At 67.5% G+C, this 19,977-nt stretch carries 20 protein-coding genes; 15 read left to right on the top strand and 5 right to left on the bottom strand.

Features of this window, described 5'->3' with window-relative positions; genetic code table 11:
- Positions 1–37: 37 nt before the first annotated feature.
- From AC5RUP_RS04195 to AC5RUP_RS04180, 4 genes are all read left to right on the top strand, one after another.
- Positions 38–1,138: a S1C family serine protease gene (locus AC5RUP_RS04195; protein WP_494158296.1), complete on the top strand. Its 1,101-nt coding sequence runs from the start codon at positions 38–40 to the stop codon at positions 1,136–1,138.
- 247 nt (positions 1,139–1,385) lie between these two features.
- Positions 1,386–2,666 carry a serine hydroxymethyltransferase gene (gene glyA / locus AC5RUP_RS04190; protein ID WP_494001510.1) on the top strand — a complete coding sequence of 427 codons (1,281 nt, stop codon included), beginning with the start codon at positions 1,386–1,388 and terminating at the stop codon, positions 2,664–2,666.
- 1 nt (position 2,667) lies between these two features.
- Positions 2,668–3,567 carry a bifunctional methylenetetrahydrofolate dehydrogenase/methenyltetrahydrofolate cyclohydrolase gene (locus AC5RUP_RS04185; protein WP_494154217.1) on the top strand — a complete coding sequence of 300 codons (900 nt, stop codon included), beginning with the start codon at positions 2,668–2,670 and terminating at the stop codon, positions 3,565–3,567.
- 320 nt (positions 3,568–3,887) lie between these two features.
- On the top strand, positions 3,888–4,865 hold the full coding sequence (locus tag AC5RUP_RS04180; protein WP_494154218.1) for a putative endonuclease domain-containing protein: 978 nt from the start codon (positions 3,888–3,890) through the stop codon (positions 4,863–4,865).
- 350 nt (positions 4,866–5,215) lie between these two features.
- Here the strand turns inward: AC5RUP_RS04180 and AC5RUP_RS04175 are convergent, their stop codons facing one another.
- A complete protein-coding gene (locus AC5RUP_RS04175; protein WP_494133462.1) occupies positions 5,216–6,610 on the bottom strand; it encodes an MFS transporter in 1,395 nt (464 codons plus the stop codon).
- 268 nt (positions 6,611–6,878) lie between these two features.
- Here AC5RUP_RS04175 and AC5RUP_RS04170 point away from each other — a divergent pair, with 268 nt between their 5' ends.
- On the top strand, positions 6,879–7,799 hold the full coding sequence (locus AC5RUP_RS04170) for a LysR family transcriptional regulator (protein WP_494154219.1): 921 nt from the start codon (positions 6,879–6,881) through the stop codon (positions 7,797–7,799).
- An 89-nt stretch (positions 7,800–7,888) separates the two neighbouring features.
- Here the strand turns inward: AC5RUP_RS04170 and AC5RUP_RS04165 are convergent, their stop codons facing one another.
- From AC5RUP_RS04165 to AC5RUP_RS04150, 4 genes are all read right to left on the bottom strand, one after another.
- Positions 7,889–9,139, bottom strand: coding sequence for an NAD(P)/FAD-dependent oxidoreductase (locus AC5RUP_RS04165; RefSeq protein ID WP_494158295.1), 1,251 nt, complete (start codon positions 9,137–9,139; stop codon positions 7,889–7,891).
- 46 nt (positions 9,140–9,185) lie between these two features.
- Positions 9,186–9,374: a hypothetical protein gene (locus AC5RUP_RS04160; RefSeq protein ID WP_494150209.1), complete on the bottom strand. Its 189-nt coding sequence runs from the start codon at positions 9,372–9,374 to the stop codon at positions 9,186–9,188.
- Between the two features lie 59 nt (positions 9,375–9,433).
- Positions 9,434–9,760 (bottom strand): 2Fe-2S iron-sulfur cluster-binding protein, encoded by a 327-nt coding sequence (locus AC5RUP_RS04155; protein ID WP_494091986.1) that lies wholly within the window; start codon positions 9,758–9,760, stop codon positions 9,434–9,436.
- Positions 9,761–9,825: 65 nt separating this feature from the next.
- Positions 9,826–11,016 (bottom strand): cytochrome P450, encoded by a 1,191-nt coding sequence (locus tag AC5RUP_RS04150; RefSeq protein WP_494154681.1) that lies wholly within the window; start codon positions 11,014–11,016, stop codon positions 9,826–9,828.
- Between the two features lie 190 nt (positions 11,017–11,206).
- Here AC5RUP_RS04150 and AC5RUP_RS04145 point away from each other — a divergent pair, with 190 nt between their 5' ends.
- The 10 genes from AC5RUP_RS04145 to AC5RUP_RS04100 all read left to right on the top strand — a co-directional run bounded on the left by AC5RUP_RS04145 (position 11,207) and on the right by AC5RUP_RS04100 (position 19,917).
- On the top strand, positions 11,207–12,130 hold the full coding sequence (locus tag AC5RUP_RS04145; protein ID WP_494154680.1) for a LysR substrate-binding domain-containing protein: 924 nt from the start codon (positions 11,207–11,209) through the stop codon (positions 12,128–12,130).
- A gap of 67 nt (positions 12,131–12,197) precedes the next feature.
- Complete coding sequence (locus AC5RUP_RS04140) at positions 12,198–13,163, top strand: ABC transporter ATP-binding protein (RefSeq protein ID WP_494154679.1); 966 nt, start codon at positions 12,198–12,200, stop codon at positions 13,161–13,163.
- Positions 13,156–14,265 carry an ABC transporter permease gene (locus tag AC5RUP_RS04135; protein WP_494158294.1) on the top strand — a complete coding sequence of 370 codons (1,110 nt, stop codon included), beginning with the start codon at positions 13,156–13,158 and terminating at the stop codon, positions 14,263–14,265. Before AC5RUP_RS04140 ends, AC5RUP_RS04135 begins: the two co-directional genes overlap by 8 nt.
- Entirely contained in the window at positions 14,262–15,095 is an 834-nt protein-coding gene (locus AC5RUP_RS04130) for an ABC transporter permease (RefSeq protein WP_494068250.1), read from the top strand. Before AC5RUP_RS04135 ends, AC5RUP_RS04130 begins: the two co-directional genes overlap by 4 nt.
- Positions 15,096–15,299: 204 nt before the next feature.
- A complete protein-coding gene (locus AC5RUP_RS04125; protein ID WP_494068249.1) occupies positions 15,300–15,659 on the top strand; it encodes a VOC family protein in 360 nt (119 codons plus the stop codon).
- A 60-nt stretch (positions 15,660–15,719) separates the two neighbouring features.
- Positions 15,720–16,247, top strand: a complete 528-nt coding sequence (locus tag AC5RUP_RS04120; RefSeq protein WP_494154428.1) for a hypothetical protein — start codon at positions 15,720–15,722, stop codon at positions 16,245–16,247.
- An 83-nt stretch (positions 16,248–16,330) separates the two neighbouring features.
- Positions 16,331–17,155, top strand: a complete 825-nt coding sequence (locus tag AC5RUP_RS04115; protein ID WP_494154430.1) for an exodeoxyribonuclease III — start codon at positions 16,331–16,333, stop codon at positions 17,153–17,155.
- An 11-nt stretch (positions 17,156–17,166) separates the two neighbouring features.
- Positions 17,167–18,249, top strand: coding sequence for a tryptophan--tRNA ligase (trpS, locus tag AC5RUP_RS04110; RefSeq protein ID WP_494154427.1), 1,083 nt, complete (start codon positions 17,167–17,169; stop codon positions 18,247–18,249).
- Between the two features lie 2 nt (positions 18,250–18,251).
- Positions 18,252–18,851, top strand: a complete 600-nt coding sequence (locus tag AC5RUP_RS04105) for a 2'-5' RNA ligase family protein (protein WP_494154426.1) — start codon at positions 18,252–18,254, stop codon at positions 18,849–18,851.
- A complete protein-coding gene (locus tag AC5RUP_RS04100; RefSeq protein WP_494158368.1) occupies positions 18,826–19,917 on the top strand; it encodes a YihY/virulence factor BrkB family protein in 1,092 nt (363 codons plus the stop codon). The genes AC5RUP_RS04105 and AC5RUP_RS04100 overlap by 26 nt, the downstream gene beginning before the upstream one ends.
- Positions 19,918–19,977: the final 60 nt, after the last annotated feature.

The following is a 19,977-nucleotide window of genomic DNA, read 5'->3' as shown; positions in this document are numbered from 1 at the left end:
TCTAGGGTGGCAGCAGCGACAACGGAAGGTCCGGGCCATGAGGCATTTGGAACGGGAGAAAACGCTCCGTGGTGCAGGGCGCGTGCTGCTGGCAGCCGCGCTCCTGGCGGGCCTGGCCGGGTGCACCGGCGAGACCGGCGGGGAGCCGCCCGCGACCGGCGGAGGGGAGCCGGCCGCGAGCGGCGGCGGGACCGCGCAGGCGCCGGGGGACGCGGGAGGACAGCCCGCGGGAGCTCAGCCTGCCGGCGGCATTCCGGAGATCGTGGAGAACGTGCAGCCGTCCGTGGTGACGGTCTTCACCGACAACGGCCTGGGCAGTGGCGTGGTCTATTCCGAAGACGGGCTGATCCTAACCAATGAACATGTGGTCGGCGACAGCACCACCGTCGAGGTCGGCTTCGCCGACGGGCAACGCAGCGCGGGCGAGGTCCTGGCGACGGATCCGGTGTCCGATCTGGCGTTGGTGCGGACCGAGCGCGACGGGCTGCCGGCCGCCGAATTCAACACCTCGCTGCCGACGATCGGCGAACTTGCCGTGGTGATCGGGTCGCCGCTGGGCTTCGAGAATACTGCCACGGCAGGCATTATCTCCGGCCTGCACCGTTCCATCCCGGGCTCCGCCTCGTCGAGCCTGGCGCTGGTGGACCTGATCCAGACGGACGCGCCGATCAGCCCCGGCAACTCGGGCGGCGCCGTCGTCAATGCGCGGAGCCAGGTGGTGGGCATCAGCGAGGCCTACATCCCGCCGGAAGCCGGCGCGGTGTCGCTCGGTTTCGCCATCCCCGCCGCCACCGCCCGGGAAGTCGCCGAGGAACTGCTCGAAGACGGCACCGCCGACCACGCTTTCATGGGCCTGACTCCCGCCAGCATCACGGCGGCGATCGCCGAGCAGCTTGGCGTGCCCCAGGCGGAGGGCGTCCTGGCCCTGTCCGTAGGCGAGGGCGGCCCGGCCGACGAGGCGGGAATCCGCGCCGGCGATGTGCTGCTGAGCGTGGACGGCGAGGCGCTGGCGACCGCCGAAGACCTGCTGGCAGCGGTCCGCCAGCACAATCCGGGCGACACAGTCAGCGTGGAAGTGCGCCGCGACGACGAGACCCGGAGCGTGCAGGTTGCGCTCTCGGACCGCCCGGTGCAGTGACCGGCTGCTAGTATTGGCTCGCCGCGACTGGCGTTAGGTGGGGCACCACCAGGAAGCGGCAGCAGGGCCGGGGACCGTTGGTTGCCGCTCCTGTATATACCGACCTCGGATCGCACGCCTGGGACGTAAGGTCACGTTCGGGCCGGAGTGTGTCCGGGGCAGGTCATGCGTCATGCGTGCGGGTGCCTGCAGCCGGTAATCTGGCCTGTAGCAGTGAGATAAGCCCCACCACCCAGGAGATTCTCCCTTGACTTCTACGCCCTCTGTGACCGATCTGCCGCTGTCCCAGGTGGATCCTGAAATCGCCGCCGTGATCGACGCCGAACTCGGCCGCCAGCGCGACACCCTCGAAATGATCGCCTCCGAGAACTTCGCGCCGCGTTCGGTGCTCGAAGTCCAGGGCTCGGTCCTGACCAACAAATACGCCGAGGGATACCCGGGACGCCGCTACTACGGCGGCTGCGAGCACGTCGACGTCGCCGAAAACCTGGCCATCGAGCGCGCCAAGTCGCTCTTCGGTGCGGAATTCGCCAACGTCCAGCCGCACGCCGGCGCCCAGGCCAACGCGGCCGCCCTCTCCGCCCTGATCCAGCCGGGCGACAAGATGATGGGCCTGTCCCTGGCGCACGGCGGCCACCTCACCCACGGGATGAGGCTGAACTTCTCCGGCAAGCTCTATCAGGTCGCCGCCTACGAGGTCGACCCGAAGACCTTCCGGGTGGACATGGACAAGGTCCGCGAGCAGGCGCTGGCCGAGCGCCCCAATGTGCTGGTAGCCGGCTGGTCCGCGTACCCCCGCCAGCTGGACTTCGAGGCATTCCGTTCCATCGCCGACGAGGTCGGAGCCTACCTCTGGACCGACATGGCACACTTCGCCGGGCTGGTCGCCGCCGGCCTGCATCCGAACCCGGTGCCGCACTCGGACATCGTTACCTCCACGGTCCACAAGACCCTGTCCGGCCCGCGCTCCGGCGTGATCCTGGGCAAGGAAGCCTTCGCCAAGAAGGTCAACTCGGCCGTGTTCCCGGGCCAGCAGGGCGGCCCGCTGATGCATGTTGTCGCTGCCAAGGCGGTGGCCTTCAAGATCGCCGCCGGCGAGGAGTTCAAGCAGCGCCAGGAACGCGTGCTCGAAGGCGCCCGGATCCTGGCCGAGCGCCTGGCCGCCGCCGACGTGGCCGAGGCCGGCGTGTCCGTGCTGACCGGCGGTACCGACGTCCACCTGGTCCTGGTGGACCTGCGCAATTCCCAGCTGGACGGCAAGCAGGCCGAAGACCTGCTCCACGAGGCAGGCATTACGGTCAACCGCAACGCCGTGCCGTTCGACCCGCGCCCGCCGATGGTCACCTCGGGGCTGCGCATCGGTACGCCGGCGCTGGCCACCCGCGGTTTCGGGGCGGCCGAATTCACCGAGGTCGCAGACATCATTGCCACCGCGCTCAAGGGCGGCGCCGATACTGCCGCCCTGCGGGCCCGCGTGAAGAAGCTCGCCGACGACTTCCCGCTCTACCCCGGCCACGAGGAGTGGTGACATGAACCTCTACACGACCCCGCCGACCGCCCGCGTGCTGGACGGCAAGGCCACCGCGGCGCAAATCAAGACCGAGCTCACGGAACGGGTAGCAGCGCTCAAGGCCAAGGGCATCGTGCCCGGCCTGGGTACCGTGCTCGTCGGTGAGGACCCGGGCAGCAAATGGTACGTCGGCGGCAAGCACAAAGACTGCGCCGAAGTGGGCATCGAGTCGATCCGCCGCGACCTGCCTGACTCCGTCTCGCAGGAGGAACTCGAAACGGTCCTGGATGAGCTCAACGCCGACCCGGCCTGCACCGGTTACATCGTGCAGCTGCCGCTGCCCAAGCACATCGACACCAACCGCATCCTGGAGAAGATCGATCCGGCCAAGGACGCCGACGGCCTGCACCCGATGAACCTGGGCCGGCTGGTTCTCAACGTGGGTGAGCCGCTGGACTCGCCGCTGCCCTGCACCCCGCACGGCTGTGTCGAACTGTTGCTGCGCCACGACGTCGAGTTGGCGGGCAAACGCATGCTGGTCGTCGGCCGTGGCGTCACGGTGGGGCGCCCCCTGGGCCTGTTGCTGACCCGCAAGGAGATCAACGCGACCGTGATCCTCGCCCATACGGGAACGATCGACCTGGCGGCGGAACTGCGCGAGGCCGACGTCGTGATTGCCGCCGCGGGGATGCCGCACATGATCAAGGCAGCCGACCTCAAGCCGGGCGCCGTCGTGCTGGACGTTGGGGTCAGCCGCGTGGAGGACGAGGACGGCAAGGCCCGGGTGACCGGCGACGTGGAGCCCGAGGCCCGCAACGTGGCCAGCTGGCTCTCGCCCAATCCCGGCGGCGTCGGTCCGATGACGCGTGCCATGCTGCTGGCCAACGTCGTGGGAGCCGCCGAGCGCCAGGCCGGCTGAACCTTGCGCTGAACCTCAAGAGGGCGGTGTCCGGATCCCGGACGCCGCCTTCTTGGCGTTTCCGGCCACGCTGCTTGGCTACAGCTGGGCTCGTCCGGTAAAGCAGGCGGCCGGGGGTCTGGCCTCGCCTACGCGCGGCGGGAAAGCCGGCGGCCGGGGGGCTTGGCCTCACGCGCGGCTGGACAGCGGCGGCAACTTTGGCGACAAAGGACTGGCGGAAAGTTGCAGCGACACGCCGACGTTCGCTGCAGCTTTCCGCCACTCGATGACCCTGTGAATAACTTCCGCACGCCCTAGCGCCGGCTGTAGATAATGTCCGGATGAGCCCAGCACGCCGCCCGGGACCCGAACAGCGCCTGCCACGGCTGAGGCCGCTCCCGCCACACCTGCAGGCCGCCGCGTTCACGATCGAGGACGGCCTGCAATCGGGGCTGAGCAAGAGCCAGTTGCGCCACCCACGCCTCATCCGGATAAGCCGGGGCATCTGCACGGTCCAGCCGGCCGGCCTCGACCTCGCAGCCCGCGTGCGGCCGTTCACGCGGATCAGCGATTCCAGCGCTGCCTCACATGACACCGCGGCACGCCTGTGGGGTTTTCCCGAACCTGCCGCCGGCTTCGATCGGCGGGTTCATATCTCGCGCCCAAGCAACCGCGCACGAATGCAACGCCCCGGCGTGGTGGGTCATCGCTCCCGGCTGGGTCCGGATGAGGTGGCTTGGGTGGATGGGCTGTGCGTCACGACGCGCACGCGGACATGGCTGGACATGGCGGAGGCCCTCGATCTAGCCGAGTTGGTGGTGATAGCCGACTACCTCCTCCGCATTCCGCGGCCGGACTTCGAAGGCCGCGTGGCTCCATTCGCCAGCCGGGAGGACCTTCAGGACCTGCTGAGCAGCCACCCCGGGAAGCGGGGTCTGCGCAAAGCTCGCGCAGCCTTGGCGTTGGCCCGGGTCGGAGCGGACTCTCCGCCCGAAACCAGGCTCCGACTGGCCATGCTCAGCGCTGGATTGCCGGAACCCGAGGTGAACAAGCCGATCAGGAACGACGACGGCGCTGCTCTGCACAGCCCGGACCTGTCGCTGCCTGAATACCGGATCGCCATCGAATACGAGGGCGAAGGCCACGGCCAGGCCGACCAAATCGAGCGGGACATCGAGCGGGCGGAACGGGCCCGGTCAGCAGACTGGGACGAAGTGCGGATCTCCAGACGACACATGGCCAACGGCGCAGATCGCGCGATCCAAAAAATCACCGCGGCATTGCAGCGGCGTGGTTGGTCCGCGGAGCAAGCTGCCTGAGCTCACAGCCAGCCCTCCCGCAGCATGTTCTGGAAAAAGTACGACGCCGGTCGGGGCGCCGGAGAGATCGACGGGAACGGACGGACACGACTGAACTACGACGCCGGTCGGGCCCCGTAGAGGTCGACGGAACGGGACGGACACTACCGAGGTGCGACGCCGGTCGGGCCGCCGGAGAGGTGAACGAACGGGACGGACACGGCCGAGGCGGGTGTCCGGTCGGGGCGCACAAGAGGTCGACGAACCGGCCGGACACGAGCGAGGCGGGTGTCCGGCCGGAGTTTGTTCCGGCAGGACACCCGCCTCGGTATCGAGTCAGCTGGAGTTACTCCAGCACGACCTTTGCTGGCTTAGACGCCGGCCTTGACGGCGTCGTCGGTGGAAACCCCGCGGCGCTTGTCGAAGACGGTAGCCCCGACTTCCTGCTCGGCCTGGTTGTTGATCGACAGATCGATGCCAGGGCGGTCGCGCAGGATCAGCACGGCGATGATGGAGATGATCGTCATGCCGAACAAGTACGCTGAGACGGAGCTGCTGGTCCCGGTGGAATTGATCAGTGCTTGGGCGATGGTCGGGGCGAACGCGCCGCCGAGGATCGCGCCCAGTGCGTAGGCGATCGAGACACCCGAGTAGCGCACCGAGGCCGGGAAGAGCTCGCTGTACCAGGCAGCCTGCGGGCCGTAGCTCAAGCCCAGGCCGAAACTGAACAGCGCCAGCGCCAGGTACAGCATCCCCAGCGAACCGGTGTCGATCAACCAGAACAGCGGGAAGACCGTCAGCAGCTGGGCGCCGAAACCAATCAGGTAGGTGCGCTTGCGACCGATCTTATCGGCCATGATGCCGGACACGGCGGTGAAGATGAACCACATGGCCGAGGCGAACGTGATGGCCAGCAGCACGTCGGTGCGCTCCATGCCCACCGCTTCGCTGGTGGCGTAGCTGGGGATGAACCCGCCGGTGGCCATGTAGCCGGCAGAGTTGTTGCCGGCGAAGATCAGTGCGGCCAGGATGACCAGCAGCCAGTGCTTGCGGAACAGTTCCACGATGGGGACCTTCTGCTGCTGCTTCTTGTCGGCGATTTCCTTGAACACCGGGGACTCGTCCACCGAGCGGCGAACCATGTAGCCGATGGCGATCAACACGACGCTGAGCAGGAACGGGATGCGCCAGCCCCACTCAAGGAAGGCCTCGCCGGGGGAGATCACGCCGGTCATCAAAGTCATGACGCCCGAAGCGAGCAGCATGCCGAGCGGAACACCCAGCTGGGGGAACGAGCCTGCACGGCCGCGGCGGTCACGCGGGGCGTGCTCCACGGCCATCAAGACGGCTCCGCCCCATTCGCCGCCGGCAGAGATGCCCTGCAGGATGCGCAGCAGGAGCAGCAGCACCGGTGCCAGCACCCCGACGGTCTCGTAGGTCGGCAGGATGCCGATCAGCGTCGTCGCTGCACCCATCATCATCAGCGTGATGACCAGCATGGCGCGGCGGCCAAGCTTGTCGCCGTAGTGGCCGGCCAGGAAGGCGCCCAGCGGCCGGAACAGGAAGCTGATGCCAACGGAGGCGAAGGCAAGGAGCAGCCCGATGGATTCGCCGGCCGGCTCGAAGAACAGGTGCGCGAAGACCAGGCCCGCTGCCGTGGCGTAGATGAAGAAGTCGTACCACTCGATGGTGGTGCCGATGATGGTGGCAAACGCGACGCGACGCTGATTAGCGGCGGACGATTGCCCGGAAACTGTAGTGCTCATAGTTGTCCTCTTGGGTCGGTCACACCGAGGAGGCCGGCGCGACCAGATGGGTGGAGCTTAGGCGGGCGGGAACGACGAGGCCGGGGTGTTCGGCCCGGATCGTGTGGTTCCGCCGCCGGGTCTGCTTTGCAGCCCGGCGATTGCCCGCCGGTTGGGATCAGCCACCGTTTGGGGCAGAACGTTGAACGTGACAACCATTGTGACACGCCTCGCAATCGTCGGTAAACTTCAGATAACCGACGAACTTCTTTGATTGGACTGAAGTACTGTGGTCGATTTCACCTTGCGCCAGCTTCAACTCTTCGCGGCCCTCCCGGACCACCCGACACTGAGTTCGGCTGCCGCCAGCCTCAACATCTCGGAGTCCGCGCTGTCGCAGGCCATCACGGCCCTCGAACGAGCCGCGGGTGAGCAGCTCTGCGTGCGGCGAAAGGCGCGCGGCCTCCAGTTGACCCCGTCGGGCCAGTTCTTCGCGCAACGGGCCCGACTGCTGCTGCGCGATGCGGAAGCACTGATGAACGACCTCTCAGGCGCAGCCGGCGAACTTAAGGGACCGGTGCGGCTTGGGTGCTTCGCGAGCTTCGCCAGCAGCGTCCTGCCCTCGGTACTCGATCGCCTGCCCGAACAGTATCCGGGCATCAGCGTGGACGTCACGGTCGGCTCCCACGACGACCTGCTGCCCGCATTGGACGCCGGGCTCCTGGACCTGGCCATGGTCTACGACATGGAACTCCCGGCCGGGTACAGCCAGCGCACCATCTATCAGACCGAGTTGCAGGCGGTGCTGCCGCCGGAACATCCCTTGGCCGAGCAGCCAACGGTGGATTTGGCGGACCTCGCAGCCGAACCCCTGATCATGTACGAGTCGAGCCCGAGCACGGCGAACACGTACCGCGTCTTTGAGGAACGCGGCCTGCGCCCGTTCATCGCCACGTCCATGCCGCAGGCGGTGCTGGTGCAGGCACTGGTCGGGCGGGGGCTGGGGTACGCGCTGCTGATGTCACGGCCGGCCGCCCCGGCCGTGACCGTCGAAGGCCGGCCGGTCGCGGTGCGTCCGCTGTCGCCGCCCGTATCGCAGACGACCATGTGTGCGATCTGGCCGGACACCATGGTGCTCAGTCCCAGGGCCGAGGCGGTGCTAGGCCATGCAGTGCAGGCACTGGGCAGCGGCGGAGGCACCGCAACCTGACCCGCGGACGGGCACCTGACCCGCCACCAGCTGACAGGCCGCCACCTGACCCGCCACCTGACTCGCTGCCCGCCGCACCGGCGGTGAAGCTAGAGCGCCGCCGGCTGCAGTTTTGAGTGGGCCTTGAGGTCGAAGGCGGGGTCGGCGGCTTGTTCGGGGGTGAGGGTGGCGCCGGCGGCGAGGAGGCGGCGGGCGGCCATGTGGTCCGCGGGCTGGTTGACGGATTCGACGGCGGCGAGGGTGCCGTTGCGGAAGCAGAAGACGGAGAACTTTTCGTCGGCGGGGTCGCCGCGGAGCACAACGTCGTCGCCGGGGGCGACCAGGCCTGCGATCTGCAGGCGCAGTGGGCCCTGGTTTGACCAGAACCAGGGCAGGTCCGCGTAGCCGCCGGACCCGGTGCCGAGGATGGCGCGGGCGGCGTGCCGGGCCTGGTCGGTGGCGTTCTGCACGGATTCGAGCCGGGTGCGGGTGCCGGCGTGGGCGTTGGGGAAGGACGCGCAGTCGCCGATGGCGTAGATGTCCGGGTCGGAGGTGCGCAGGCACTCGTCGACGGTGATGCCGTTGTCCACCTCGAGGCCGGCGGCCGACGCGAGTTCGGTGCGCGGGATGACGCCGACCCCGACCAGGACCAGGTCGGCGCGGTAGCGTCCGCCGGTGGTGCTGACGGCGGCGGTGACGTGCCCGGTCTCGTCGGCGTCGAAGGAGGCGATGCCTTCGCCCAGGCGCAGGTCCACGCCCAGGCGCCGGTGGGCGTCGGCGAAGAACGCGCTCATGGTGGGGGTCAGGGCCCGGCCCATGGGCCGGTCGGCGTATTCGAGGACGGTGACGTCGAGGCCGCGGGCGCGGGCGGCGGCGGCGAACTCCAGGCCGATGAAGCCGGCGCCGATGACGACGACGGAGCCCACCGTGTCGAGGCGGGCGTGCAGGGTCTGGGCGTCGGTGAGGGTGCGCAGGCCGTGGATGCCGGCCAGGCCGGCGCCGGGGACGGCCAGTTCGCGGTTGGCGGCCCCGGTGGCGAGCACCAGCTTCGTGTAGGACAGCGTGGTGCCGTCGTCGAGGGTGACGGTCCTGGCGGCCCGGTCGATGGAGGTGGCGCGCACGCCGAGGCGGGCGTCGACGTCGTTGGTGGTGAAGAATTTTTCCGGGCGCAGCGGCAGCGGGGCCGGGGTCTGCCCGGCGGCCAGGTAGTCCTTGGACAGCGGGGGCCGCTGGTAGGGGTGGTGCGGCTCGTCGCCGAGCAGGGTGATGGCCCCGGTGTGGCCTTCCTTGCGCAGCGAATCGACCAGCTGGATGCCGGCCTGGCCGTTGCCAACAATGACGATGTTTTCCGGGCTGTTCATGGAGGGCCTTTCGGTGCGGGACGAGCAGGCGGGCGCAGCGGCCCGGTTACGCCTGCTCGTCGGGGATGTCGACTTCGAGTTCGTCGAAGTGGTCCCCGGCGGTGAGTTGGCAGCCGAGGCGGCTGCGGGCCGTGTCGCGGGGAGCTGCGGTGCCTTGATCGTAGGCCAGCAACCGGCCGTCGCGACCGTGGTTCGCCGTGGCGGCTTCGGTCAGCATTGGTTGCGGGCCGCTCACGCAGGATGCGGGGCAGTGCAACACGGCGGCCGCTGCGGCGGCCGCCGCTGGCCGAAGGCTTAGATCTGGTCGTCGGGGACGTCGACCTCAATCTGTTCGAGGCCGTCGCCGACCGTGATCTGGCAGCCGAGCCGGCTGCGGGTGTCGTCGCGGGGGCCGGCGGTGCAGTCGAGCATTTCGTCTTCGTCGTCGCCGATTTCGGGCAGGCCGTCGAGGTATTCGGGGCGGACGTAGACGTGGCAGGTGGCGCACATGGCCTGGCCGCCGCATTCGCCGACGATGCCGTCGACGCCGTTGGTGACGGCGGCGCGCATCAGGGAGGTGCCGGGGTCGACGTCGAGCACGTCCACGTTGCCGTCAGAGTGGTGGAAGCTGATCTTTGCCATGGGGAATTGTCCTTGCTGTGGGCGCTGGCTTGGGAGTGGTGGGAACGGTGCCGTGCGGGCCGGTCTTAGCCCCAGAGCACCGGGAATTTGGTCATGCCGCGGAAGACCCAGCCGGCGTCGACCGGAGCGTTGTCCGGATCCAGGCGGAGGTTCGGCAGTTCGCGGAAAACCTGCGGCATGGCAATTTGTGCCACCGAAGCGCGTGCCACCCAGGCGCCGGCGCAGAAGTGGTTGCCGCCGCCGAATGCCAGGTGCGGCTTCTTCTCCCGGTTGATGTTGAAGGATTCGGGGTCCTCGAACACCGCCGGGTCGCGGTTGGCTGCGCCGACGACGATGCCCAGCCGCGCGCCGGCCGGCAGCTGCATGCCTTCCACGACGGTGTCGCGCGTGACCTCCCGCGGGTACATGCCGATGGGGGCGACCCAGCGCACGGATTCCTCGAAGGCGCGCGCGTAAAGGGATTCGTCGGCGAGCACCTGGGCCAACTGGTCCGGGTTGGCCAGCAGCGCCCACACGGTGGTGCCCAGGACGTCGCGCGGTTCGTTCAGGCCGCCGCCGATGGTCATCTTCATGTTCGCCCGGATGGCCTCGAGCGGGATCGGCATGGAGGTGAGTCCGGACAGCAGGCTGGCATCCGGATTCTTGCGCAGGTAGGGCAGGATCTCGTCGATCGCGTCGTCGACTTCGTTGTAGGACTGTTCCGACTTGGCCCAGACTTCGGGATCGTCGGCATAGTTGCCAGTGCCGTCAATCATGGTCTGCGACCAACGTTGCATGTCTTCCTGGGTGGCGTTGTGGAAGCCCATGATCAGCCGCAGGTTTTCCGCGGCGTAGGGAGCGGCATACTCCCAGACGAAGTCGGCGCCCGGGCCGGCGGCCTTCAACTGGGCGAGGTATTTGTCGCTGTTGGCCTGGAAGATGGCGTTCCAGTGTTCCTTGATGGCCTTGGGCCGCAGGACGTTCCCATAGGATTTCCGGTCCACGTCGTGCTCCGGGTCGTCCTTGCGCAGCATCGAGTGGCCCATGGCCCGCTTCATGAGCGAATTGGTCTCGTTGGCGGAAAAACGCTCCTGGTCCTGTTCGATCAGATGGCAGGCCTGGTAGCTGGTGACCATGTACCGGTTGACCGCGGGCACCCAGTGCACGGGCGCTTCGGCCCGCAGCTTCTGATAGATGGGATACGGGTTCCGATAGAGATCGGGGATAGTGACCCAATCCGCGGTGGGAACCGGGCGGGCTTCGGTGGCGGCGGTCATTCTCGCTCTCCTCGTCGTAATTGGTCCGGAAACGGTGTCCCGGGTCCTTGCCGGCGGCCTCGCACCGTACCCGGCGTGAGGTTTGTCTCCTCCGAGTGTGACAGCAGACATATCCGCCGGTAAAGTTCATAAAGAGGGGAAATATCCCCCGAAAAGCTTTGGTTTCCATCCTCGTGGCGCAGGAGGCGTTTTGGTCCGGTATACCCTGCGGCAGCTGGCGTACTTTGTCGCCGTTGCAGAGGCCGGCACGATCGCCGCCGCCGCCGACGAGCTCCATGTCTCGCAGACTGCAGTGGCTGCGGCCGTGAAGGAGCTGGAGCGAATTTTCGGCACGCAACTGACGGTCCGCCGCAAGGCACACGGAGTCAGCCTGACACCTGCCGGCCGGCAGTTGCACGCCCGCGCCGCAACCTTCCTGCGCGAGGCCGAGGAGCTGGAGCTCAGCACCAGCAGCGGCGGGGGAGAGCTGGCCGGCCCGCTGGTGGTGGGCTGCTACGTGACCCTGGCGCCGACTGTCCTGCCCGGGCTGCTGGAGCGCTTTGCCACCGAGCATCCCAAGGTGCAGCTGGACTTCGTCGAAGGCACCCAGGATGCCGTGCAGGACAAGCTGTTCACGGGGGAGTTGGACCTGGCCATCGTCTACGACATGGATCTGCGGCCGGGACTGGAGTCGGTGCAGCTGGACGCCATGCATGCCTACGCGCTGTTGCCGGCCGACCACCGGCTGGCCGGCCGGGAGGCGGTGAGCCTGGCCGAGCTGGCCGAGGAGCCAATGATCCTGCTGGATGCGCCGCCGAGCAGCCACCACACGATGTCGGTGTTTCGTGACGCTTCCGTAGTGCCGAAAATCAGGTACCGCACCACGGACTTCGAGCTGACCCGCTCGCTGGTCGGGCGGGGCATCGGCTACTCGGTGTTAGTGCAGCGGCCGTCCGGCGATGCCACCTACGAAGGCCGGACTTTCACCGCGTTGCCGATCGAGCCGGCGGTCCGCCCGGTCGGCGTGAAGATCGTCTGGCCCGAAGGGGTCAGACTGACCGACCGAGCCGCGGAGATGGTCAGGTATGCGGTCGAGGCCCATGCGCCCCGCCGGGGTGGTAGTTCTGGCCGGTGAGTGCTTCCAGCTGCGACACCGCCCCGATTGGCTTTCCTCAATCGCTAGTGTGATCTAGGCTATAGCAGTGCCTCAAACATCGCTTTCACACCGGTTGCCTCAGCAAACCTCCGCAGCCGTCATTTCCGCCCGGAACGTCGTGAAGACCTACGGCGACTTCAACGCCGTCGACGGCATCTCCTTCGAAGTCCCGGCAGGGGAGTCGTTCGGGCTGCTCGGCCCCAACGGTGCGGGCAAGTCCACGACCATGCGGATGATCGGCGGCGTCTCGCAGCGGACGTCCGGCGAGCTGAGCATCATGGGCCTGGACCCGGACCGACACGGACCCGAGGTGCGGGCGCATCTGGGCGTCGTGCCGCAGCAGGACAACTTGGACGAGGAACTGAAGGTCCGCGACAACCTGATCGTTTACGGCCGCTACTTCGGGCTGCCGTACTCCTACCTGCGCCCCAAGGCGGACGAACTGCTGGAGTTCGCGCAGCTGACGGACAAGGCCAAGGCGAAGGTCGATGCCCTCTCCGGCGGCATGAAACGGCGGCTGACCATCGCCCGTTCGCTGATGAACGATCCGAAGGTGCTGCTGCTCGACGAGCCCACCACCGGACTCGATCCGCAGGCGCGCCACATCCTGTGGGACCGCCTCTTCCGGCTCAAGGAAGCGGGCGTGACCCTGATCCTGACCACGCACTACATGGACGAGGCCGAGCAGCTGTGCGACCGGCTCATCGTGGTGGACAAGGGCCAGATCATGGCGGAAGGGTCGCCGTCAGCCCTGATCCGCGAACATTCCACCCGCGAGGTCCTCGAGCTTCGGTTCGGTTCCGAGCGGAATACCACCGTGGCCCCGGAGCTCGCCGGCATCGGGGAGCGGCTCGAAACGCTGCCGGACCGCGTGCTGGTCTATGCCGACGACGGCGAGGCGGCCCTCGAGCAGGTGTCCAACCGCGGCCTGCGCCCGATCACGTCCCTGGTGCGGCGCTCCAGCCTGGAGGACGTCTTCCTTAGGCTGACGGGCAGGAGCCTCATTGACTGAGCCACAGCCCACGCAGGTGCCGGGCGGGCAGGACATGGAGACCACGGCGCGCCCGGCCGAAGAAACCACCGCGCGCGCGTCCGAAGACACGCCGGCGCGCCCGGCCGAAGGAGCACCGGCGCCCACGGCCGGAGAGTCCGGGCGGACCGCGACCGCTGCAGCCTCCGTGCCGGACGCCGCGGCCGCCGCGGGCTCGGTCGATGCGCGGGCCCCGGAGCAGCTGTCGCTGCGGGAAATCGACGCGCTGACGCGGCCGGTCACCGGCCTGCGCTCGCCGCTGACCCCGCTGCAGTCGGCCGAGCGCGCCCGGAGCTTCGGTTCCGTCTACTTCCTGGAGCATTGGCTGCGGCAGTTGCGCGGCTACGGCTGGACCGTCTTGATGACGGCGGTCGGCACGCCGCTGGTTTACCTGTTTGCCATGGGTGTGGGGCTCGCCACGTTGGTGGACGCCAACACCAACGCCTCGCTCGACGCCGGAAACGGCCAGTCCGTGCCGTATCTGGTCTTCGTGGCGCCCGCCCTCCTGGCGACCGCCGCGATCATGGTGGCCAGCGAAGAGAACACGTACTCGGTGATGTCGGGGTTCCGATGGCGCAAGACCTACTACGGTCCCAACGCCTCGCCGCTGCAGAGCCACCAACTGGTCAACGGGCACTCGTTGGGCGTGCTGGCCCGCCTGCTGCTGACCACCGGCTTGTATTTCCTCTGCCTGGTCATCTTCGGCGCGGTGACCGAGGCCACCGCCTGGCTGATGGTCATCACGGCGGCCCTGGGCGGGATGGCCTTCGGGCTGCCGCTGATGGCGTACTCGGCCAGCATCGAAGAAGACCGCGGCCAGTTCGCACTGGTGCAGCGGTTCATCGTGATGCCGCTGTTCCTCTTCTCCGGCACGTTCTTTCCGCTGGAGGCCATGCCACTGGTGGTGCGCTGGATCGGCTGGATCTCGCCGCTGTGGCATTCGACGGAGCTGGGCCGGGTGCTCAGCTACGGCTATGTTGAACCGGCCTGGTTGACCGTGCTGCACGTCGCCTACCTTGCCGTCCTCTGCGCGGCCGGCTGGGTCTTCGCGCGCCGCATCTATATCAGGAGGCTGGGCAAATGAGCCAGCACGTTCTCCCGCAGCCGCCGCGGCTCGAGCCGGCGCGCCGCCCGTTTGGCTCGCTCTATGCCGGCAACGTGCGGGCGGTCTTCGCCCGCGGCGTCAAGGCGACCTGGGGAACCAACTGGGCGATCATGGTCAGCGGTTTCGTCGAGCCGGTCCTCTACCTGGTGGCGATGGGCATCGGACTGGGCTCGCTGATCGGCACGATAAGCGGCCCCGGCGGAACCGAGATCGGTTATGCGAACTACATTGCGCCGGCGCTGCTGGCCGTCTCGGCAATGAACGGCGCGGTGTACGACTCCACCTGGAACGTCTTCTTCAAACTGAACTTTGCCAAGCTCTACGAAGGCATGTTGTACACCTCTCTGGGACCGCTGGACGTGGCGCTCGGCGAGATCCTGCTGGCGCTGATGCGAGGAGCGCTCTACGCCACCGGCTTCACTGCGGTGATGGGGGCGATGGGGTTGATCACCTCGCCCTGGGCGCTGTTGATGATCCCCGCAGCCGTGGTGGTCGCCTTCGGCTTCGCTTCCTTCGGCATGGCGATCACCAGCTACATGAAAACGTTCCAGCAGATGGACTGGATCAACTTCATCATGCTCCCGATGTTCCTGTTCTCCGCGACTTTCTACCCGCTCAGCGTCTACCCGGAGCCGATCCAGTGGCTGATCCAGGCATTCCCGCTCTGGCACGGCGTGGAACTGTTGCGCCAGCTCAGCGTCGGCGCCTTTACAGCCGCCACGTGGATCCACGTCCTGTACTTCCTGGTCATGATCGTGCTCGGGCTGATCCTCACCACCGGGAGGCTGCGCAAGCTCTTCCTGAACTGACCGCGGACCGGCGTGCGGCGGGCGTGGACCGACGACGTGCGGCGTCCTGACGTACGGTAGGCGGATCTGACGTGCGGCGGGTGCCGAGCGGCGGGCGTGCGGAGGGCGACGTGCGGCGGCGGCCGCCTGTCCTTGCCACACTCTTGCGGCGCATCAATGATGGAGACACCGTCCCAAGGCCCGAACCAACTAAGGAGCTGGCACATGATCGGCAAGTGGCAGGCACTGGTCATCGATTGTCCGGACAGCGATGTACTGGCGACCTTTTACGAGGAGCTGCTGGGCATGATCCGGGTCCAACAGGACGACGACGGCTGGATCAGTATCGGGGATGCCCCGGACCGGCCGGCCATCGCCTTCCAGCAGGTCCGGGATTACGAGCCACCCCAGTGGCCGGGACAGGAGCATCCCCAGCAGATGCATGTTGACGTCAGGGTCCGGGACCTGGATATCGCCGAAGGACTGGTACTCCAGCTGGGAGCCACGAGCATGGACTCGGGCACCGAGACCTTCAGGGTGTACCTGGATCCGGCCGGACACCCGTTCTGCCTGGTGCAGTGGTAACGCGCTGAGCCGTGGGCGGACACGGCGCACGCAGGCGCGTGGATTTGAGAGAATAGGCCCATGCGATCAATTGGTCCCGAGTCTTCCGTTACGTCCACCGCCCGCCAGCTGCCGTTCAAGGCCGGCAACATCAGCCTGGCAGTGCTGGTGCTTGTCTTCCTGGTCGCGGTGATCTTTGCCGCCAATGAGAACGACGTCATCGGCTGGATCGTCGTCGCAGTGTCGCTGGCATGGCTGGCCCTGGCCGCCTTCGTGGTGTTCAGCGTCCGCGGTGCCACCCGCAAGGCGAAGGAGAAGCTGGCCAACGTGCAGGCCGATTACGCCGGGCGGGCCAACCCCGCTCCCGGCGGCGGCACCGCCCTCGTCGAGGAAGAACTCACCAGGGCGAACGCCGTGCGGGACGAAAAGCTGGACCACAGCTTCAAGATCATCCAGGTACAGGCCAAGGTGATCCGCGACTACCGCGGCAAAGACGAGGGCATGGTGGACCGGGCGCTGGAAACGGTAGAGATCACCGCCCACAACGGGCGAGGCATGATCCGCAAGGATGACGGTGGCGGAACGGTCAGCGGCACAGTTGTTGGCTGAACTGAAGGGTTGGGTAAGGTAGTCGGGTGACTTTGGCAACCGTTTCCCCCGCACCGACCACCTCCCGCGAGGCCGCTGGCGGACTGATCCAGGCAGGCAAGACACTGCGGATCGCCAGCGTCAACGTCAATGGCATCCGCGCCGCCTACAAGCGCGGGATGGCCGACTGGCTGGCCGTCCGGGACGTGGACATCCTGTGCCTGCAGGAGGTGCGGGCGCCGGACGCGGTAGTACGTGAGCTGCTGGGCAACGACTGGCACATCCTGCATGCCGAAGCCGAGGCCAAGGGCCGCGCCGGTGTCGCCATCGCCTCCCGTGTTGAACCGACTGCCACCCGCAGCCACATCGGCGATGAATACTTCCTCTCCGCGGGCCGCTGGGTGGAGGCCGACTTTGCCGTGGACGGCGTGGACGGTGAAAAGACCCTGACGGTGGTGAGCGCCTACGTCCATTCCGGCGAGGTCGACACCCCCAAGCAGGTGGACAAATACCGTTTCCTGGACGCAATGTGCCATCGGCTGCCGCAACTGAAGGCCGAGCGGGACTACGCGCTGGTCGTCGGCGATCTGAACGTGGGCCACACCGAGCTGGACATTAAGAACTGGAAGGGCAACGTCAAGCGCGCCGGCTTCCTGCCCGAGGAACGGGCCTACTTCGACCGCTTCTTTGGCGAGGAGATCGGTTGGCGCGATGTGCACCGGTCGCTGGCGGGGGCTGTCAGCGGTCCCTACACCTGGTGGTCCTGGCGTGGCCAGGCCTTCGACAACGACGCCGGTTGGCGCATCGATTATCAGGTGGCCACCCCGTCGCTGGCCGATCTCGCGACGGTCGCTGCCGTCGACCGTGCCGCCACCTACGACGCCCGATTCTCCGACCACGCGCCGCTGGTCGTCGACTACCAGTTCTAGGAAGCATCCCGATGAGCACAGGAACCACAGAACCCACTGACACCGCCGTGCTGGCCGCCGGGCAGGCGGGCCGGCCGCAGGCCGAGCGTCCCAGGCTTCTCTCCGGCATGCAGCCGTCCGCCGACTCCCTGCACCTGGGCAACTACCTGGGCGCACTCGTCAATTGGGTCAAGCTGCAGGACGAGTACGAAACCTTCTACTTCATCCCCGACTTGCACGCCATCACGGTGGACTACGATCCGAAGGATCTGGCCCACCGCACCAGGGTTACCTGCGCGCAGTACATCGCCGGCGGCATCGACGTGGACCGCACGGCGCTCTTCGTCCAGTCCCACGTGCCGGAGCACGCCGAGCTGGCCTGGGTCCTGAACTGCGTGACCGGCTTCGGCGAGGCCTCCCGGATGACCCAGTTCAAGGACAAGACGCAGAAGAACGGCACCGACGCCGCAACCGTGGGGCTGTTCGCCTACCCGGTGCTGATGGCCGCGGACATCCTGCTGTACCGCCCCTACGGCGTGCCCGTCGGCGAGGACCAGCGCCAGCACCTGGAACTGGCCCGGAACCTCGCGCAGCGGTTCAACCACCGCTTCGGGGAAACGTTCGTGGTGCCCGAAGCCGTGATCCCCAAGGAGGGGGCGAAGATCTACGATCTCCAGCACCCCACCGCGAAAATGTCCAAGTCGGCCGAGTCGACCGCCGGCCTGATCAACATTCTCGACAACCCGAAGCAGGCCGCCAAGAAGATCAAGTCGGCCGTCACCGACGACGGCACGGAGATCCGCTTCGACCGCGAGGCCAAGCCGGGCATCTCCAATCTCCTCACCATCTACTCCACACTGACGGGCAAAACCGTCGCGCAGTTGGAGCAGGAGTACCAGGGCAAGATGTACGGTCATCTGAAGGTGGATCTGGCCGAGGTGGTCGTCGAAACGCTCGCCCCGGTGCAGGCGCGGGCCCAGGAGCTGCTGGACGATCCGGCCGAACTGGACCGGCTGCTGGCGCGCGGGGCACAAAAGGCCCGTTCAATCGCATCGGTTACACTCGCTGATGTGTACTCCAAGGTAGGTTTCATGGCCCCCGGAGGCGAACGCTAGCCATGCGCCAGCAGGACCAGGACAGCATCGCCCGTGTGGAACACGACGGCGATGCTGGCCGCGGTGCCCGGACGGCGGTCGGCTGCGTCGGCGTGGTCATCGGGGTCCCGGAGCCGATGGCCAGCGAGCTGCAGGGCTGGCGGGCCTCGTTCGGTGACCCGCTGGCCTCGGTGATACCGCCGCACATCACCCTGGTCACCACCACTCCGGTGCTGGACTGGGACGACGCCGTCCAGCACGTCCGGGCCGTGGCCCGTTCGCAGTCCCCATTCACCCTCTCCCTGCGCGGCACGGGCAGTTTCCGCCCGGTTTCGCCCGTGGTCTACCTGAGCATCGACGAGGGCTTCGACGAGTGCGTCGCGCTGCACCAAAAACTCCAGTCCGGTCCGCTGGAACGCGACCTCGAGTTCGGCTTCCACCCGCACGTGACGGTCGCGCACGACGTCAGCGAAGCCAGCATGGACTCGGCCGAAAGCAAGCTCGCTGATTATGACGCCGCATTCCGGGTCAGTAGCATGGGGCTCTACGAGCACGATGAGACTGGTGTGTGGATACTACGGGAAGAGTTGACCTTTGGTGCCGGACCCGCAGGAGCAGGCTGAGGCAACGCCGGATCCGCTGGAACGGCAGCAACTGCTGCTCGCCGCCGTGAGGCAGCGGCGGGAAGCAGGCCGCGCCAAGCGCGAAGAAGGCGCCCTGCAAAGCAGCTTGGCCGCGGCCAAGTACAGGCTCGCGAAGATCAACTCCTGGCGCCTGATGCGGGTCATGAATCTCTACGCCCTGAGGCACGGGCCATTGCTGGCGGCCGGGTGCGCCTACAAGATGTTCTTCTCGGTAGCGGCGATGCTGGTGGCCGGTTTCTCCATCCTCGGCTTGGTGGCCGCCGGCAACCGCGACCTGCAGATGGCCATCGTACGGGTGGTGAACGAATTCGTCCCTGGATTGATTGACACCGGCACCGGGCCCGAGGGCCTGGCCTCACCCCAAGAGCTCTTCTCCCACGGCGAGGCTTTCGGCGTCAGCCTGATCATCTCCACCGCCGTCATGATCTGGACCTCGTTGGGCTGGATCGCGGGGCTGCGCACGGGGATGCGCGGCATCTTCGACCTGCCGCCCCTGCAAACGAACATCGTCCTGGTCAAGCTCAAGGATACCGGCACGCTGCTGATCGTGGCCGTTGCCTTGGTCGTGACCACGCTCGTCGCCGCCATAGCCAATACCGCGCTGGACCTGATCGTGGAATTGCTCGGCATCCAAGGCGCAGCCGTGGTGCCGCTGACCCGGATCGCCGGCATCGTGGTCATGCTGCTGCTGGATACGGCGGTTGCCGTGATCCTGTTCCGCGTGGCGTCAGGCATCCGGATGCCGCGCACGGTGATGCTCCAGTCCGCCTTGCTCGCCGGTATCGGCAGTACCGTGCTCAGGTACTTCTCCTCGTCACTGCTGGGCAACGTGGGCAGCAACTGGCTGCTGGCTCCTTTCGCCGTCATCCTGGGCCTGTTCGTGTGGTTCTACCTGCTCAGCCAGGTCTACCTGGTCGCCACCGCCTGGGGAGCGGTCGGCACGGCGGACGCGCTGGCCAGGCAGGCGGCCGGCGGGCGGGACAGCCGGTCGCTGCGGCAGCGGGCGTGGGGCCTGCGCCGGCGGAGGCCCCTGCCGGAATCTTAAACGCCGGTGGCGCCGACTCCCGAAGGAATCGGCGCCACCGGCCGGCGCAGTCCGAAGGGA

The organism is Arthrobacter sp. Y3223151, from assembly GCF_059091125.1.
Note: the sequence above shows the minus strand (reverse complement) of the source record. Positions and strands in the feature narration are given on the sequence as shown.